Origin of the sequence: Pantoea sp. C8B4 (assembly GCF_051336905.1) — a bacterium.
Lineage (GTDB): Bacteria > Pseudomonadota > Gammaproteobacteria > Enterobacterales > Enterobacteriaceae > Pantoea > Pantoea rwandensis_B.
In genome coordinates this window covers 260990-277515 of record NZ_JBGMNK010000001.1, presented here as the reverse complement: position 1 = coordinate 277515, position 16526 = coordinate 260990, and the positions used below count along the sequence as shown (strand labels likewise).

The following is a 16526-nucleotide window of genomic DNA, read 5'->3' as shown; positions in this document are numbered from 1 at the left end:
CCGCCTGGTAGATTCATTAGCCATAACGTTGGCGAAACTGCGATCACGTTGTCCTTACGCGTCTATCCCGTCAGTGTCATGGCGAGAGTCGGTCTTATTAAAGAGACTTGGGTTGTCGGACAGGAGGATGGTCATTGAGCCATCGGCGAACCGCTTCGGTCTCTGATCCTACTTCTCGCACCGCCCGGGTAAGTCTTTCCTGCGTCGTATGCAGAGTGAGCGTCCAGTAAGTGATTTGCCACTGTTCAGATAATTCAATGCGCGACAAATTTGACGGGATGCGGCGCTGTATAGGGTCTTTCATTTTTTATTATCCTCATGCCTTAATCATGGATTAAATACATAATTAATTCTTATCTGATGAGGATGTGATTTTGTTTTTTTTCTGCGCCGGGGAAAGCAGATTATTCCCTATTACCTGGTTTTAGCCATTATTGGGATGTTTCTTATACAGAAACGAGAAAAATAAGCGTAACGGCAAGCATTGGCGCAGGGTTTTATCGAATACAAGCAGGATGTCGGCGGTACAAAACAGATGATTGCTCAAAATAGAGATATTAAAAGCAATCAAGCGGATGCGATTTTCATTTATAGTCTAACAAGACAACAGTTTTTTAAAAATATTTGAATAGTGCTTTTTAACTGATGATTCTTCAGTCTCATCCAGTTTTTTGAGCAATTCATAACACAGTGTTTTGCGACTGAGCGTTTTTCCCGCGCTTAAAATTTCGCCCACAACGCGTCCCAGGGCTTCCTCTTCTGAAATATCTATCGGTGATGTCATATTCTCCTCCATAACCGTTCTGTGACTCTTCGCTGCATCATTGATGCACATATCAATTCCTCTTAGGGATCACAGGCGTTCAGTGGAGCGCTATGATTAAATTTAATTAGGAAATGATTATTTCCTAATATGGCAAATAAACTAGTCCAGAACCTTCATCACCATAGTAATGGTTTTTTTCCCATTAGTCACATCCTGAACTTTACCCACCACACGCATGCCGAATGCTACGCACAGCAGTAAGCCTGCCGCAGTTTCAGCATCCAGTTGAGAGGAAATAGATCCGTCCTTCTGGCCTTCAATAATAAGCGAAACGAGAAAGTTTTGATTGCGCATCACGGCCTGCCTGACTAACTCTGACAATTCTTCATCCAGCGTTTGCAGTTCAACCGTACTCCCAACAACCAAACAACCTCTACGCCCTTCAATCTCAACCGCTGAGTCTAAATAAAATTGCAGTAATTCCTCAATCCGCGATCTGCCATCAGGGAAATGTTGCAACCGCTGACGTAAATCGGCATTACGCAGGGCAATGTAGCGTTCAAATACCCGCAAAAAGAGGGTGCGCTTATCAGTAAACGCCTTATATATACTGCCAGCCGTTAAACTCATGGCTTCGCCCAGGTCGGCTATTGATGAAGCGTGATAACCTTTCTTTCTGAATACTATCATTGCTTTATCTAAAACGTCGTCCATATCGAAGACGCGGGGTCTTCCACGTTCTCGAGTGACTTTTAAGCTTTGGTTTTCTGATGTCATCGGTAATTATTTATAGAGTGTTAGTTTCCCATTTATCATATGCGAACTTTTTCCAATAATCGAATAGCGATGAATACGAATGCTGGTGCCTTTGCCGCAATGATAAAATTAACCCGGTAAATTGTTATCCGATCCTCTTTGCCAGGAAGCGCCCAGCGCTGTTTAAAAAGCATGCTGATTAACCCTGTATCTTGTCGGGGGTGAGATTAAAAATGCCTTTCGGCGCACCTCTCGCCTGGCTGCGCGCAGAAATTTCTGTCAGTCTCACTGTTTTGTCTGAATGCATAAAAGGGAATCAAGATGAGTCAGCAACCCGTCGTGGCGGTATTAGGTTTGGGTGCAATGGGGCACGCGTTTGCCGCAAACTTACTGAAAAAAGATTTTGTGGTGCGCGGCTGGAACCGCACGCGTGCCAAAGGTGAAGACTTGCTGGATGCCGGTTTGCAACTCAGCGACAGCGCAGCGCAGGCCGTAGAGGGTGCTGATGTGGTGATCGCAATGCTGTCTGACGGCGACACCACGCGTCAGACCCTGACCGAAGCAAGCAGCGCATTGAAGCAGGGCGCGACCGTCTGCCAGATGGGCACCATTGGCGTGGAAGCCACTGATGCGCTGATCGCCGACCTGCAACACGCACGTCCGGATGTGCTCTTTATCGATGCCCCGGTTTCCGGTACCAAAGCGCCTGCCGAAAATGCGCAGATTCTGGTGATGGCCAGCGGCGATCAAAGCAAAGCGCAGGCCGCTGAGCAGGTGTTTGCGGCAATTGGTAAAGGCACACAGTGGCTGGGTGAGGCGGGTGCCAGCTCGCGTATGAAACTGGTGGTCAACAGCTGGCTGATTGGCCTGATGCAAAGTCTGGCGGAGAGTACACGCCTGGCGGAGCAGTTTGGATTCAGCACCGACGATCTGTGGAAAGTGCTGGATGGCGGCCCGCTGGCGGCACCGTACGCCAAAATGAAACTGGGTATGATCGCCAGTGGTGATTTCACCCCGCAGATGCACCTGGTATGGGCATTGAAAGATGCCAAACTGGCACTGGATGCGGCGGGTGATAGCAAACTGCCCGCGCTGGAGAACATCGTCGATGTCTGGCAGCAGGCGGTTGATGCCGGTTACGGCGAGCAGGACCTGGCGGCGGTTTACCAATACCTGAAGCGCTAAATGAGCCAGCGCCTCAACTTCGATTTTAGCCAGCGCCCGCTGGTGCCTTATGCGCACGATTATGCGCACGGTGATGCTGAGTCGTGGCATCACCACGATTGTGCACAGTTAATCCATACCTTAAGCGGCGTAGTGAAAGTCGAAACCCGGCAGGGTAGCTGGATTGTGCCGCCGAGTCGTGGCGTGTGGTTACCGGCGGGCACCGGGCATGCACTGCACATAGTCGGAGCCGTGGCGGCACGCACGCTGTTTGTCGATCCGCTCGCACGAGCGGATCTGCCTGCCAGCTGTCAGGTGGTGCAGATTTCCCCACTGCTGCGTGAGCTGATCGTCAGTGCACTGGCATTGCCGGACGCATACGCCTCTGGCAGCCGCGCTGAACGCATTTATGAATTGATTCTCGATGAAATTCGCGTAATGGATGTGCTGCCGTTTGGCCTGCCGTGGCCGGAGAGTGAAAGGCTGCGCGCACTGTGCCAGCAAATTCACCAGCGCCCGGGCGAAAGCTGGACACTTGCGAGAGCAGCCAGCGAACTCTGTGTCGCTGAACGCACGCTGGCGCGCCATTTTAACCGCGAAACCGGCTTGCAGTTCAGCGACTGGGTGCGTCGCGCACGCCTCAGCGTGGCGTTGGCGCGGCTGGCGCAGGGTGAAACGGTGTTAACGGTGGCGCTCGAACTGGGCTATGACAGCCCGAGCGCCTTCAGTGCGATGTTCCGACGCGTGCTCGGCGTTACGCCGGCGAACTACTTTCCTGCGGCAGAAAAGCGTGGGCTGCGTTGAGTAGCGCCTGCAATGAGGCGCGTGTCACATCATTATCGATGCCCACACCCCAGGCACGTTCGCCGCGTGCATTGGTACAGCTAATGTAGGTGACAGAGCGGCTGTCACTGCGTTTACCCAGCGTATGCTCGTGGTAATCCTCTATGCTGATGGACAGATCATAGCGCTGACGCAGTGCCGCTACCGCCGCCGACAGCAGCCCGTTGCCTTTGCCTTCCAGCGTCAGCGTTTGTCCGCCATCCTGCAGCCGCGCTTTAAATCGCGTTTCACCTTTCTCATCGCTGTGGCTTTCCGCGTCCAGTAACCGACGCGAAGGCTGCGTTAAGCCGTAATGCTGGCAGAACAGTTGCCACAGTGCGTGATGCGTCATTTCCTGGCCGTGTCCATCCGTCTGCTGCTGCACAATACGGCTGAAGTCTTGCTGCAGCCCACGCGGTAACTGCAGCCCATGGTTTTGCTCCAGCAGCCAGGCAGCTCCACCTTTACCCGACTGACTGTTGACGCGAATCACCGCTTCATAACTGCAACCGATATCGACTGGATCGAGCGGCAAATACGGCATTTGCCAGATGGCTTCCTGACGCGCATTACGCTCGGCAAAGCCTTTACGAATCGCGTCCTGATGCGAACCCGAAAATGCGGTAAACACCAACTCACCGGCATACGGATGGCGTGGATGAACCGGCAATTGGTTACAACGGGTCACCACTTCCAGCACCTGCTGGATATCGCTGAAATCGAGTTCCGGGGCCACGCCCTGGGTATATAAATTAAGCGCCAGCGTCACAATATCGACATTGCCGGTACGCTCACCATTACCAAACAAGCAACCTTCTACGCGATCGGCGCCGGCCAGCATCGCCAGCTCGGCACAGGCCACGCCCGTGCCGCGATCGTTATGCGGATGCACGCAAATCGCGACCTGTGAACGCTGGCTAAAGTGACGGCAGAAATACTCGATCTGATCCGCATAGACGTTCGGGGTATTCACTTCCACCGTAGCGGGCAGGTTGATAATCATCGGGCGATCCGGACCCGGTTGCCAGATCGCCGCTACCGCTTCACAGATCTCCAGTGCAAATTCCGGTTCAGTAAAGCAGAACGTTTCTGGCGAATACTGGAAGGTCCAGGCCGTATCACTTTGTACTTCACATTGGGCGCGGATTTGCCGGGCACCGGCGCAGGCCAGCTCAATGATCTCCGCCTTGCTCTGGCGGAATACGCGCTCGCGGAACAACGGCGCAGTGGCGTTGTACAGGTGAATAATCGCCTGCGGCGCGCCGCGCAGCGCTTCAAAGGTACGATCGATTAAATCGCTGCGTGCTTGTGTCAGCACCTGAATCGCAACGCCTTGCGGAATATGATGCTGTTCAATCAGCAGCCGTACAAAGTCGAAATCGGTTTGCGAGGCAGCAGGAAACGCCACCTCAATCTCTTTGAAGCCGCAACGCAGTAGCAGCTGCCAGAATTCCAGCTTGCGTGCGCTGTCCATTGGCGTCGCCAGCGCCTGGTTGCCGTCGCGCAGATCGGTAGAAAGCCAGCGCGGTGCCTGGGTGAGCTGGCGCGATGGCCACTGGCGGTCGGGCAAATCGATCACCGGGAAGGGGCGGTATTTTTCTGCAGGGTGGTTGAGCATGAGGTTCTCCTTATGGGTCTGTACTCAGTCTGGACCACATCGCCGCACGCTGCTCACGCATAACTGACAACTCGCGTTGCATAACTGACATATCGTTGTGAAGTTGCCGCAACAGCCAGGCCCCACATTCTGTGAACCCTCTCTGTCCCAACCGTTCACAACAAATGTGGAGGGTGATGAGAATCGACGGCCAAAAGCGTTGTGCTGCTTATGCGCAGGATGATATTCCTCAGACGAAATCGGCATCTGGGCTTTTAGCACAACAGGGTAGTCTGGGGTTTTGCGCCAGAAGAGAAAATAGAATGAAAAGAACAGCTTTAGCCCTGTTTGTGATGCTTGCCAGTGGAACCGCTGCGGCGGAAACCGTCACACTGCGTATTGCCGACCAGAAGGGCAATATGCACGCCGAGATGGAAGCAGCGCAGCAGCTCAATAATCTCCATTATAAAATCGAATGGGCGGAGTTCCCGGCAGCGGCACCGCTGGCGGAGGCACTGAATGCGGGCGCCGTCGATGCGGGTATTATCGGTGACGCGCCGCTGCTGTTCTCGCTGGCGGCGGGTTCGCAAGTGAAAGCGGTGGCGGTAAGTAAATCTGTACCTGAAGGCTTAGCGGTATTGGTGAGCCCGGATTCAAAAATTAAAACCGTGGCCGATCTCAAAGGAAAAAATATTGCCACCGGGCGTGGCTCTATCGGCCATTTTGAAGCGCTGAAAGCACTGGAAAAGGCCGGTTTGACGGATAAGGACGTCAACTTTCGTTTCCTGACACCCGCCGATGCGCGCATTGCATTGGCCAACGGATCGGTCGATGCCTGGTCAACCTGGGATCCTTACACCGCACTGGCGGAAGTGACACACACGGGCCGCGTGTTGATCAACGGCGTGGGCCTTTCCAGCGGTAACAGTTTCCTGGCGGCAACCGATGCAGCCCTTAATGATGAGGCTAAACGCGCGGCGCTGCAGGATTACGTTAATCGCCTTGCGGCGGCGGATCGCTGGGCGAACAGCCATGTTGATGCGTACTCCACCACGCTGGCGAAAATTATCGGCTTCCCAAAAGAAGCCGCGGCGAAGTCCTTTGCGCGGCGCCAGTCGCATTGGCAAGCTATTGATGATGCCACGATTGCGCAGCAGCAGGACACCGCCGACTTTTATCAAAAATATGGGCTGATCAAGCAGCGCCTCGACGTCAAACCTACGTTTTATCATGGCTTAAAGGTTGCACAGAACTAACGCTTTGTGCCCCTGTGTTTGGCGAATCAGCAGGGGGCGAGTAGCATAGCGTCCATGTTGTCTCGCTGTGTGACCCCCTATGTTATTTAAAACCTTCGATGGTCATAACGACCTGCTGCTTAACCTGTGGCTGCATCATCATGATGATCCCGCTAATGCTTTTTTTGCCGGTATTGAGAAAGGGCATCTGGATTTTCCGCGTATGCAGCAAGGCGGTTTTGCCGGCGGACTTTTTGCGCTCTTTGTTCCGCCGCAGCGCTACATCAATGAGGTCGCGCCGCAACGTGCAAACGAGCAGTGGCAGCCGATCGATATTCTCTGGCAACAACTCGATATCCTCAAAACGCTGGCGGCACAATCCGCCGGGCGCGCCCGTTTATGCCTGACGACGGCGGATATTGCTGCCTGTCGCCACGAGGGTGTGCTGGCGATGGTCGCGCATATTGAAGGGGCAGATGGATTCGATGCTGATGGCGAAGATTTGCATGCTTTCTATCAGGCTGGGGTGCGCAGTATCGGGCCTTTCTGGAATTTACCTAACCGTTTCGGTGAAGGGGTAAACGGCGCTTTCCCGCATTCGCCAGATACCGGAGCGGGCCTCACCACGGCAGGTGAGCAGTTGATCGCTGCCGCTAATCGCCATCGCATGATGATTGACGTGTCGCATATGAATGAGAAAGCATTTTGGGATACCGCACGGCTCTCAAACGCGCCGCTGGTGGCCAGCCATTCTAATGCACACGCGCGTTGCGCGCAGCCGCGCAATCTTACCGACGAGCAACTGCGTGCCATTCGCGACAGCGGCGGAGTGGTAGGGATTAATTTTGGCAACGCTTTCTTACGGCCGGATGGCAAACGCGATAGTGATACGCCATTGATCGAAATTGTTAAACATCTGGATCATTTAGTTGAAATAATGGGGCCAGAAAACGTAGCATTTGGTTCGGATTTTGACGGCATCAGTGTGCCAGATGAATTGAAAGATGTGTCTGGGCTGCCGCGTCTGTATGCGTTGCTCACTTCGCTCAGCTATGATCAAACCATGATTGAGCAGTTTGCCTGGGGTAACTGGCAGCGAGTCCTGCAACAGATTTGGCAGGATTAGCACAATTCCCTTACCGAATCGGGGTTGATCTGACCGTTACATTGGCGCAACATCAGCCCGCGTCGTGCCTTGTTGCCAGAAAATTCGTTTCCTGGTGCAAGCATTTCCAGCAGAGCCTGCTCTGCGTTTTTTGTTTTGAGGAAGAAAGTTATGTGGAAAAAACCTGAATTTGTTGACCTGCGTCTGGGCCTGGAAGTGACTCTGTACATCTCCAACCGCTAAGACTTTCTGCCCGCCACTCGTGCGGGCATTTTATTTTTCATTCTGGTTATCTCTCATGTTTATTAAAGTGCTCGGTTCAGCGGCAGGCGGCGGCTTTCCGCAGTGGAACTGTAACTGCGCCAATTGCAGCGGCCTGCGCAACGGTACGATTCAGGCTCAGGCGCGGACGCAATCCTCGATCATTGTCAGTGACAACGGCGAAGATTGGGTGCTGTGTAACGCATCGCCAGATATCAGCCAACAGATCGCCCACACACCCGAACTGAATAAAAAAGGGGTCCTGCGCGGCACCGCGATTGGCAGCATCATTCTTACCGACAGTCAGATCGATCACACCACCGGTTTACTCAGTCTGCGCGAAGGCTGCCCGCATCAGGTGTGGTGTACGCCCGAGGTGCATGCCGATCTCACCAGCGGTTTCCCGATTTTCACCATGTTGCAGCACTGGAACGGCGGTTTGCAGCACCATGGTCTTACGCCCCTTGAACCGTTTCGCGTTGATGTGTGTCGCGACCTGCAGTTCACTGCTATCCCGATTCTCAGCAATGCGCCACCGTATTCGCCGTATCGCGATCGTCCGCTGCCGGGGCATAACGTCGCGCTGTTTATCGAAAATACCGCCAATGGCCAGACACTGCTGTATGCGCCAGGTCTGGGCGAGCCCGATGCGGTGATCATGCCGTGGCTGGAAAAAGCCGATTGCCTGTTAATTGACGGCACCGTCTGGCAAGACGATGAGCTGCTTGCCACCGGCGTCGGTAAAAACACCGGCAAAGCGATGGGCCATCTCGCGCTGGCAGAGGAGCACGGCCTGATGGCACTGCTGGCGTCACTGCCTGCACAACGCAAAATTCTGATTCACATTAATAACACCAATCCGATCCTCAACGAGCAGTCGCCGCAGCGTCAGTATCTGGCGCAGCAGGGCATTGAAGTGAGCTGGGACGGGATGGCGATTCATCTGCAGGAGAGCGCATCGTGATCATTACCGAAGCCTTATCGCCGCAAGAGTTTGAGCAGGCGCTGCGTGCCAAAGGCGCGTTTTACCACATTCATCATCCCTACCATATCGCGATGCATAATGGTGAAGCGACCCGTGAACAGATTCAGGGCTGGGTCGCGAACCGCTTCTATTATCAGACCAATATTCCTCTGAAAGACGCGGCGATTATGGCGAACTGCCCGGACCCTGCAACCCGTCGTAAGTGGGTACAGCGCATCCTCGACCATGACGGCAGCAACGGTCAGGAAGGCGGTATTGAAGCCTGGCTGCAACTCGGTGAAGCCGTGGGATTGGATCGTGAAGTCCTGCTGTCAGAAAAACTGGTGCTGCCGGGCGTGCGTTTTGCTGTGGATGCCTACGTTAACTTCGCCCGTCGCGCCAACTGGCAGGAAGCGGCCTGTAGCTCATTAACCGAGCTGTTTGCACCGCAAATCCACCAGTCGCGCCTCGACAGTTGGCCGCAGCACTATCCGTGGATCAAAGAAGAGGGTTACTTCTATTTCCGCAGCCGCCTGAGCCAGGCAAACCGCGATGTGGAGCACGGGCTGGCGCTGGCGCTGGAAGTGTTCACCACTGCTGAGCAGCAGAACCGCATGCTGGAGATTCTGCAGTTCAAACTCGATATTCTCTGGACGCTGCTGGATGCCATGACCATGGCGTATTCTTTGCAACGCCCGCCTTATCACACGGTCACCGATCAGGTGTCCTGGCACAGCACAAGACTGGTATAACATGATGAAAGATAATCTGATTCCGGCTTTCCGTCGTGGCTATCGCATGCAGTGGGAACCGGCGCAGGAGAGCCATGTGGTGCTGTATCCCGAAGGCATGGCCAAGCTGAATGAAACCGCAACGGCGATCCTTGAACTGGTCACCGGCAAACAGGATGTGGCCGCCATCATCGCCATTCTCAACAGCCGTTTCCCGGAAGCGGGCGGCGTGGATGATGACGTGAAGGAATTCCTGCAATCCGCCGTAGAACAGAAATGGATCCAGTGTCGTGAACCTGAATAAAACCGCCACGCCGCCGCTGTGGCTACTGGCTGAGCTGACTTATCGCTGCCCGCTGCAGTGCCCATACTGCTCGAATCCGCTCGACTTCTCGCAACAGGAGAAAGAGCTGACGACTGAGCAGTGGATTGACGTGTTCCGCCAGGCGCGCGCCATGGGCAGTGTGCAGATGGGCTTTTCGGGCGGCGAACCGCTGACGCGGAAAGATCTGCCCGAGTTGATCAAAGCGGCACGCGATCTCGGTTTCTACACCAACCTGATTACTTCCGGTATCGGTCTGACGGCGAAGAAACTCGACGCCTTCGCCGATGCGGGTCTGGATCATATTCAGATCAGCTTCCAGGCGAGTGATGAAACCCTCAACGCCGCGCTGGCCGGCTCGAAAAAAGCTTTCCAGCAGAAGCTGGAGATGGCGAAAGCGGTGAAAGCGCACGGCTATCCGATGGTGCTGAACTTCGTGCTGCATCGACACAATATCGACCAGATCGATAAGATCATCGACCTGTGCATCGAACTGGAAGCGGACGACGTTGAGCTGGCAACCTGTCAGTTTTACGGCTGGGCGCATCTTAACCGTCAGGGCTTATTGCCGACACGCGAACAGATTGCCCATGCCGAAGCGGTGGTGGCGGAGTACCGCGAACGTATGAGCAAGTCCGGTAACCTCACTAATCTGCTGTTCGTCACGCCGGATTATTACGAAGAGCGGCCCAAACCCTGTATGGGCGGCTGGGGTTCAATCTTCCTGAGTGTCACGCCTGAAGGCACGGCACTGCCATGCCACAGCGCGCGTCAGTTGCCGGTGGAGTTCCCGTCGGTGCTGGAGCATAGCCTGGAAGACATCTGGTATAACTCCTTTGGTTTTAACCGCTATCGTGGTTACGACTGGATGCCGGAACCGTGCCGTTCGTGTGATGAGAAAGAAAAAGACTTCGGTGGTTGCCGTTGCCAGGCTTACATGCTGACCGGCAATGCGGATAATACCGATCCGGTGTGCAGTAAGTCACCGCATCACGGTAAGATCCTGGAAGCGCGTCGCGAAGCCACCTGCAGCGATATCAAAATCGCCCAGCTTCAGTTCCGCAATCGCTCCAACTCTGAGCTGATCTTCAAGCAGCGAGTGACCTGATGACCTCGCGCCAGCTGGTGTTAGCCAATGGCTTGCGTTGCCACCTGCATCATCAGGCTGGTGCGCGTGATGCCGCCGCACTGATCCGCGTGCAGGCGGGCAGTCTGGATGAACCCGATCGCTGGCCGGGTCTGGCGCACTTGCTGGAGCACCTGTTGTTCTGCGGCAGCGAGCGTTTTAAAGATAGCGAGCGCCTGATGCCGTGGGTGCAACAGCGGGGTGGGCAGGTCAACGCCACCACGCAACTCAGCCACAGCGCCTTTTTCTTCCAGCTGCCAGCAGCGGATTTAGCAGAAGGTGTGCAGCGGTTAAGCGATATGATCGCCGCACCGTTGCTCGGCCAGCAGGCTATTCGGCAGGAAGTCGCGGTGATCGATGCAGAGTGTCAACTTCTGCAACATCATGCTGAAACGCTCAGCGAAGCCGCGCTGGTGGATACGCTGGGTGGGGCTTTTCAGCGTTTTCGCATCGGTAATCAACAGTCGTTTGGTGACAATGTCACTTTGTTGCAGACCGCGTTGCGCGACTTCCATCAGCGTTATTATCACGCAAATACGCTGGAACTGTGGCTACAGGGCCCGCAATCGCTGGATGAGTTGGCGCATCTTGCGCAACACTTTTCGGCGGTCAATTCAGCAAAAAACACCCCTTCATATGCCGCACCCACATTGCCTTCGGGCGACGTGATGTTGCAGCTATCAGATAATGAGAGTTTCTGGCTGACGCTGATGTTATCGGGTGAGGAACCTGTTTTACGTGACAAAGTCACCTTGCTCAGTGTGTTCTGGCAAGATGAAGCGCCGGGCAGCCTGTTGGCCGCACTCAGAGAGGCTGAATTGTGCGATACACTGCAGGGACAATGGCTGTGGCAGGATAAGCAGCACGGATGGTTAGCGCTGCGCTTCACTGGGCCTAAAATCAGCGCGGAGCAGGCGCAACGCATTGAGCACTGCTTCTGGCAGCATTTAGCCGCCATCAAACTTTGCACCCCTGAGCATCTCCAGCATTATTCCCAGCTGGCGCAGCACGATTTTGCCTGTCTATCGCCACTGGAACAGTTGCGTGGTCGGGCGTTAGGTTTTGCGCCTGCCGATTCCGTGCCGCAGGGTTTCCGAGCTTTTATCGCTGCGCTGGCGCAGAAGCCTTGCTCACGCTTGCTCACTCAGCAGCAACTGGACTCGCCAGAAAGCGTCCAGACGCAAGGTTTCACGCTGCGGCGCAAAAAAGGGCTGCCGCGCAGCCTGAGTACATTCTCAACGCCCGCATTTTCTTTCTATCCCGCTGCCCACCAGGCCGTATTGCCCACGTTGTCGCCGATAGCGATGCCCCTGCCGCGTATCGCGCCACGACAGCAGGTTGAGACCTTGCTGTTGCGGCCGGCTTTTTATCACACGCTGAGTGGTGAGGATGCGCAGGCGCGGCAAACACGGCTGCGTCCGGTGTTGGCGGCGTTGCGTCATGTAGGAGGAAGTGGCAGTTGGCAGCAGAAGCAGGGAGGTTGGCAGTTAGTGCTGAATTTGCCAGTCTCTGAGTCACCAGCTTTGCTGGCCGTGCATCATGCAGTTGAGGCATTGAATCTGGTTCCCGATGCAAAACCGCTGGCGCCTGCGCAAACGATCGTGATTCGACAGCTGCTCTCAGCCTTGCCTGTTCAATTGATTGCTCCCACCAGTGATACCCCATGGCTGGCGGCGTGGTGTGGCAAACACGGGCTATTACATCAGCGTGTGTCCCATCTGCTGAGCAACTTCTCGCCTGGTTTGGTAAGCAGTGCACAGCCGCCGCGCTTGCAAAGAGGTATTAAGCCGATCCCTTGCACCGGAGGCGATCAGGCGCTGCTGCTGTTTATTCCGCTGCCGATTGCTGATGACCGGAATTTAGCGGCACTGCGCGCGCTCTCATTGTTTCTGGAACCGCGGTTTTTCCAGCGACTGCGGGTCGATCAGCAAATTGGCTATGTGGTGTCGGCGCGCTACCAGCGCGTGGCGGATGTCGATGGGCTAATGCTGGCACTCCAGTCGCCACAGATTCCATGGCAAACGCTGCTTGGACACTGCAAACGCTTTTTACGTGAGACCGTGGCTGATCTGGACGCTATCGCGCCGCCAACTTTCGCGGCCTGGCAAGCCACATTGCGCGAGCAGTGTGATGCCAGTGATAATGCGGAAGCCGCACTGCAGGGGCTACGACAACAGCAAGGATTGCCGAACCTCACACGTGATGCGGTTGCATCCCTGACGTTGCCCCTTATCCTGCAGCTTCATACCCGATTAATGCGTGAACGCCGCCGCTGGCGAATACTGATTAATCAAAGTTGAAAAGCGATGTGCTTACCATTCGGCAAAGTCACATCAATACGTATTTCCCCACCCAACGCAGCCACGTAACGTCTTAATGTTGAAAGGCGCGGATCATTGCCGGGATTTTCAATTTTAGCCAACGTTGGTTGGGATATGCCAATCGTGCGGGCAAGTTCTGTTTGTGACAGGTTTAGCTCTTCACGCAGTTGGCTTAAAGCAATTTCCTGACGCAGTTTTTCAACTTTCTTTGTGATGCGTAGTTGGCTTTCTGCGGATTGTTTTTCCAGTAACTCTTTGTACGTAGACATATTATCCCTCCATCTGCACTAAATGCCGGCGGTATTCGGCCTCAGCCATGCTGATCATTTTCCGGTAAAATTGTTTTTGATTCACGCCTGATTTATCTCCGGCACATAACACGATCGCACGGTGCACAGGATCAAAGGCGAAAAATGCTCGAATCGGCTTACCATCGTGCTGAATACGTAATTCTTTAAGGTGCGAAAATTTGCATCCCTTGAGGGTATCAACATATGGTCGTCCAAGCTGCGGCCCCATTTCTGCTAAAATTCCCATAATGGCTAACACGTCTTCACGTAAGGTTTCATGTTGCGCGAGGAACCATTCGTCAAACACATCCGTTGTTAGTATTTCCCACATATCGCCATCCTATAGCCTATTAGCTATAGCACATGTTATAGCTAATAGGCTATGGATGCAATTAAACACTATCAGTGCAAAATACTTTCACCTGTGTAAACCATTACATACTGATATTTTTGAATATATTTGAAGGTCACGGGCAAATCTCTTCACTATTCCTCAGTCCGGGATTTCGAGACACTCAATAGATTCTGCCGATCTAAAAGGAACTCTGAGTGAAAAACGTTACCCGTTTAGTCTTGCCAATGTTGGCAGCCGCTGTTTTGTATGCACCTGTTTCTCAGGCTGCGGCAATGCATTATGACCTCGACCCCGCGCATACCTCGGTTATCGTGACCTGGACGCACTTCGGTTTCTCCCATCCAACGGCCGACATCCCGAACAGCAAAGGTTCGCTGGTGTTCGATAAGGCTCATCCAGAGCAATCGCGCGTGGATGTTACGCTGCCGGTTTCCCAGATTGATACGCATGTGCCCGCGCTGACCAAAGAGTTCCTCGGTGCGGAATATTTCAATACGTCCAAATATCCTTCAGCCATGTTCCACAGCACCAAAGTGGTGGTGAAGGGTGACAATAAGTTTGATGTGGAAGGCAATTTGACGCTGAAAGGCATCACTAAGCCGATCACGCTACACGCGACGCTGAATCAACAGGGCATGCACCCGATGGTGAAGAAGCAGGCGATTGGTTTTGACGCCACGGGCGTGATTAAACGTTCGGACTTTAAGCTGGATAAGTATGTTCCAGCCGTGAGCGATGATGTGACGCTGACCCTTTCTACCGAGGCATACGCGAAGTAATTCGCACGGCGTACCAGTAAAGCAAGGTGACGCATCCTGACCCTGCACCAGCGTCAGGATGCGTTTCAGCTAAAAATGAGGCGCTCTTTGGATCTGCCTTTACGCCCAATACTTCTTCTTACTGGTCTTGCCTACACCCGGATTGCAGCTGTTGGTGGGGTCCAGTTGCTTCCAGTGCGCCACATGCTCGCACGATGCCTGATAGAGATGTCCCACATTATGCTCAGCCGGGTACTTCGCACCACGCTGTTCAAGATAGACTTTGACCGCTTCTTTAAACGCCTTCGCATCCACCCCTTCCTTCAGCACATAATCCTGATGATTCACATAACAGAAAAAGTGCCCGCAGCAGGAATCGACCTGCACCTGTGCCGCTAAGTGATCCGGCAAGGTTAAGCGCCAGGCATCGTCATTGCGGCGCAACGCCACGTCGAAGGCCACCAGCCTTTCGTTCGGGTTATAACCCAGCGCATCACAATAAGAGATGGTGCACCCGCCTACGCCAAAACGCACCAGGAATGCATCTGCACCTTCGCGGGCATCACAATGGAAAAAGCCGCCGGGATGCCCGGCAAAAAATTGCTGCAACAACGTATGCAATTCGTTGGTCTGCTGCGCATCGACTTTGATCATTAGATGATGTTGATATTCGTCGCGATAAGCCATGATGCGCGGGGCAATAAAGCTGGGTGTGAGCTGGTTAAAGCATTGCAGCGCCCGATCAACAAAATTGCGTGGCAGGAAAGGCAGATGACTGACACGGACATCCCATTTCGCTTTATTGCCCATCATCTTCGGAATGGCCTGTGGACCGAATTTACGGATCGCCAGATACATATGTTTGGCGTATCGCACGGTTAAATCGAACGCGTTGCGATGAATATACTCTGCCTGCAGCGGCAGTTCGCTCATTTCGGTGAGGAGAAAACGGCGTAACGCCACCAAAACACTCTCATCATGGGTGCCGACATAAAAGGTGTCGCTCCCCGCGCTCGCTTCAAAGGTGGGCAGCCGCACAGCAAACACCACCACTTTTCCTGCACTGCCAGAACTGTCGTGCAGATAACGTAGATCGCCGTTGAAGCGCGCAGGGGAATCAGCGCGGACATCCCGCAGACGGTCGGCGTAATCATCAGCCCAGATTTTGCCGTCCCAATCGGCCTGGTCGCCGGTCTGATACTGCTGCTCAGCCAGACTCTTCAGCATCGCCTCCGGCGTATCACCTAAATCGATACCAAGGTGATTGACCATCTCTAAGCGCCCATCATCATGGATACGGGCAAACAGTGATTTTTCAGTAAAGGCGGGGCCCCGGCGAATCAGTGAACCGCCCGAGTTGTTACAGATGCCTCCCACGACAGAAGCGCCAATGCAGCTGGAACCAATCACCGAGTGCGGTTCGCGTCCCAACGGTTGCAGCGTGTGCTCCAGTTCGGTCAGGGTGGTACCGGGGAAGGCGATGACCTGTCGCGCTTGATCGATGACCTGTACGCCCTTGAGCTGGCGGGTGCTGATGATCACCACGTCGCGGTCATAATCATTGCCATCCGGGGTTGAGCCGCCGGTCACGCCGGTATTCGAGGCTTGCATCAAAATAATGACGTCCTGTGCCACGCATACCTTTAGGCTTTGCCACAGTTGCAGCAAGTTTTGCGGCAATATCACTGCCAGTGCCTCACCGCGACCGACACGAAATCCCTTGGTGTACCAGGCTTTATCATCGGCATGGGTCAATACTTGTTTGCCGCCCACTATGCCAGCGAGCTGACGCAACATCTCCTGCGAGTTGGTCATGTTTTCTCTTCTTTGTCATTTATTTGCTGCGATATTGGACAGCCAGATAAACGTGACGTCAATCATTCATCGGTACTGATCAACAAATAACGCACTGAATCATTATCCCTTTATCCTTCGTGGAGAAAGTCGGCGAAC

General features: G+C 54.1%; 18 protein-coding genes. 11 read left to right on the top strand and 7 right to left on the bottom strand.

The features are described 5' to 3' along the window. Window positions 1-97 precede the first annotated feature (97 nt). The 3 genes from ACCW76_RS01245 to ACCW76_RS01235 form a co-directional block, all read right to left on the bottom strand. Window positions 98-304, bottom strand: coding sequence for a DUF3606 domain-containing protein (locus ACCW76_RS01245; RefSeq protein WP_200538581.1), 207 nt, complete (start codon window positions 302-304; stop codon window positions 98-100). A gap of 291 nt (window positions 305-595) precedes the next feature. After that, window positions 596-784 (bottom strand): biofilm development regulator YmgB/AriR family protein, encoded by a 189-nt coding sequence (locus tag ACCW76_RS01240; protein ID WP_436337530.1) that lies wholly within the window; start codon window positions 782-784, stop codon window positions 596-598. Between the two features lie 141 nt (window positions 785-925). Continuing rightward, window positions 926-1543, bottom strand: a complete 618-nt coding sequence (locus ACCW76_RS01235) for a TetR/AcrR family transcriptional regulator (RefSeq protein WP_436337529.1) — start codon at window positions 1541-1543, stop codon at window positions 926-928. A 300-nt stretch (window positions 1544-1843) separates the two neighbouring features. Between ACCW76_RS01235 and ACCW76_RS01230 the strand changes: the two genes are divergently transcribed. Together ACCW76_RS01230 and ACCW76_RS01225 are read left to right on the top strand one after the other, a co-directional pair. After that, window positions 1844-2707 carry an NAD(P)-dependent oxidoreductase gene (locus ACCW76_RS01230; RefSeq protein WP_436337528.1) on the top strand — a complete coding sequence of 288 codons (864 nt, stop codon included), beginning with the start codon at window positions 1844-1846 and terminating at the stop codon, window positions 2705-2707. After that, window positions 2708-3490 (top strand): AraC family transcriptional regulator, encoded by a 783-nt coding sequence (locus tag ACCW76_RS01225; RefSeq protein ID WP_038647157.1) that lies wholly within the window; start codon window positions 2708-2710, stop codon window positions 3488-3490. On the opposite strand, the gene leuA is transcribed toward ACCW76_RS01225, so the two are convergent. Continuing rightward, window positions 3441-5126, bottom strand: coding sequence for a 2-isopropylmalate synthase (leuA, locus tag ACCW76_RS01220; RefSeq protein WP_436337527.1), 1686 nt, complete (start codon window positions 5124-5126; stop codon window positions 3441-3443). The genes ACCW76_RS01225 and leuA overlap by 50 nt on opposite strands. 302 nt (window positions 5127-5428) lie before the next feature. Between leuA and ACCW76_RS01215 the strand changes: the two genes are divergently transcribed. The 8 genes from ACCW76_RS01215 (at window position 5429) to pqqF (ending at window position 13149) form a co-directional block, all read left to right on the top strand. After that, a complete protein-coding gene (locus tag ACCW76_RS01215) occupies window positions 5429-6361 on the top strand; it encodes an ABC transporter substrate-binding protein (protein ID WP_436337526.1) in 933 nt (310 codons plus the stop codon). Between the two features lie 79 nt (window positions 6362-6440). After that, a complete protein-coding gene (locus ACCW76_RS01210; RefSeq protein ID WP_436337525.1) occupies window positions 6441-7466 on the top strand; it encodes a dipeptidase in 1026 nt (341 codons plus the stop codon). A 150-nt stretch (window positions 7467-7616) separates the two neighbouring features. Further along, a complete protein-coding gene (gene pqqA, locus ACCW76_RS01205) occupies window positions 7617-7688 on the top strand; it encodes a pyrroloquinoline quinone precursor peptide PqqA (protein ID WP_010617686.1) in 72 nt (23 codons plus the stop codon). 55 nt (window positions 7689-7743) lie between these two features. Beyond that, the gene (pqqB, locus tag ACCW76_RS01200; protein ID WP_436337524.1) at window positions 7744-8670 is read left to right on the top strand and encodes a pyrroloquinoline quinone biosynthesis protein PqqB; all 927 of its coding nucleotides are present in this window, start codon (window positions 7744-7746) and stop codon (window positions 8668-8670) included. Continuing rightward, window positions 8667-9422, top strand: a complete 756-nt coding sequence (gene pqqC, locus ACCW76_RS01195) for a pyrroloquinoline-quinone synthase PqqC (RefSeq protein WP_038647148.1) — start codon at window positions 8667-8669, stop codon at window positions 9420-9422. The genes pqqB and pqqC overlap by 4 nt, the downstream gene beginning before the upstream one ends. Window positions 9423-9426: 4 nt before the next feature. Continuing rightward, window positions 9427-9705: a pyrroloquinoline quinone biosynthesis peptide chaperone PqqD gene (pqqD, locus tag ACCW76_RS01190; RefSeq protein WP_045832070.1), complete on the top strand. Its 279-nt coding sequence runs from the start codon at window positions 9427-9429 to the stop codon at window positions 9703-9705. Then, window positions 9692-10831 carry a pyrroloquinoline quinone biosynthesis protein PqqE gene (gene pqqE, locus ACCW76_RS01185; protein WP_436337523.1) on the top strand — a complete coding sequence of 380 codons (1140 nt, stop codon included), beginning with the start codon at window positions 9692-9694 and terminating at the stop codon, window positions 10829-10831. Before pqqD ends, pqqE begins: the two co-directional genes overlap by 14 nt. Then, window positions 10831-13149, top strand: a complete 2319-nt coding sequence (gene pqqF, locus ACCW76_RS01180; RefSeq protein WP_436337522.1) for a pyrroloquinoline quinone biosynthesis protein PqqF — start codon at window positions 10831-10833, stop codon at window positions 13147-13149. The genes pqqE and pqqF overlap by 1 nt, the downstream gene beginning before the upstream one ends. Here the strand turns inward: pqqF and ACCW76_RS01175 are convergent. Both ACCW76_RS01175 and ACCW76_RS01170 read right to left on the bottom strand, forming a co-directional pair. Then, on the bottom strand, window positions 13140-13439 hold the full coding sequence (locus tag ACCW76_RS01175; RefSeq protein ID WP_436337521.1) for a helix-turn-helix domain-containing protein: 300 nt from the start codon (window positions 13437-13439) through the stop codon (window positions 13140-13142). The genes pqqF and ACCW76_RS01175 overlap by 10 nt on opposite strands. Before the next feature lies 1 nt (window position 13440). Further along, entirely contained in the window at window positions 13441-13791 is a 351-nt protein-coding gene (locus ACCW76_RS01170; RefSeq protein WP_436337520.1) for a type II toxin-antitoxin system RelE/ParE family toxin, read from the bottom strand. 248 nt (window positions 13792-14039) lie between these two features. Here ACCW76_RS01170 and ACCW76_RS01165 point away from each other — a divergent pair, with 248 nt between their 5' ends. Beyond that, complete coding sequence (locus tag ACCW76_RS01165) at window positions 14040-14594, top strand: YceI family protein (RefSeq protein ID WP_436337681.1); 555 nt, start codon at window positions 14040-14042, stop codon at window positions 14592-14594. A 99-nt stretch (window positions 14595-14693) separates the two neighbouring features. Here the strand turns inward: ACCW76_RS01165 and dld are convergent, their stop codons facing one another. Next, window positions 14694-16388, bottom strand: a complete 1695-nt coding sequence (gene dld / locus ACCW76_RS01160; RefSeq protein WP_436337519.1) for a D-lactate dehydrogenase — start codon at window positions 16386-16388, stop codon at window positions 14694-14696. Window positions 16389-16526 lie beyond the last annotated feature (138 nt).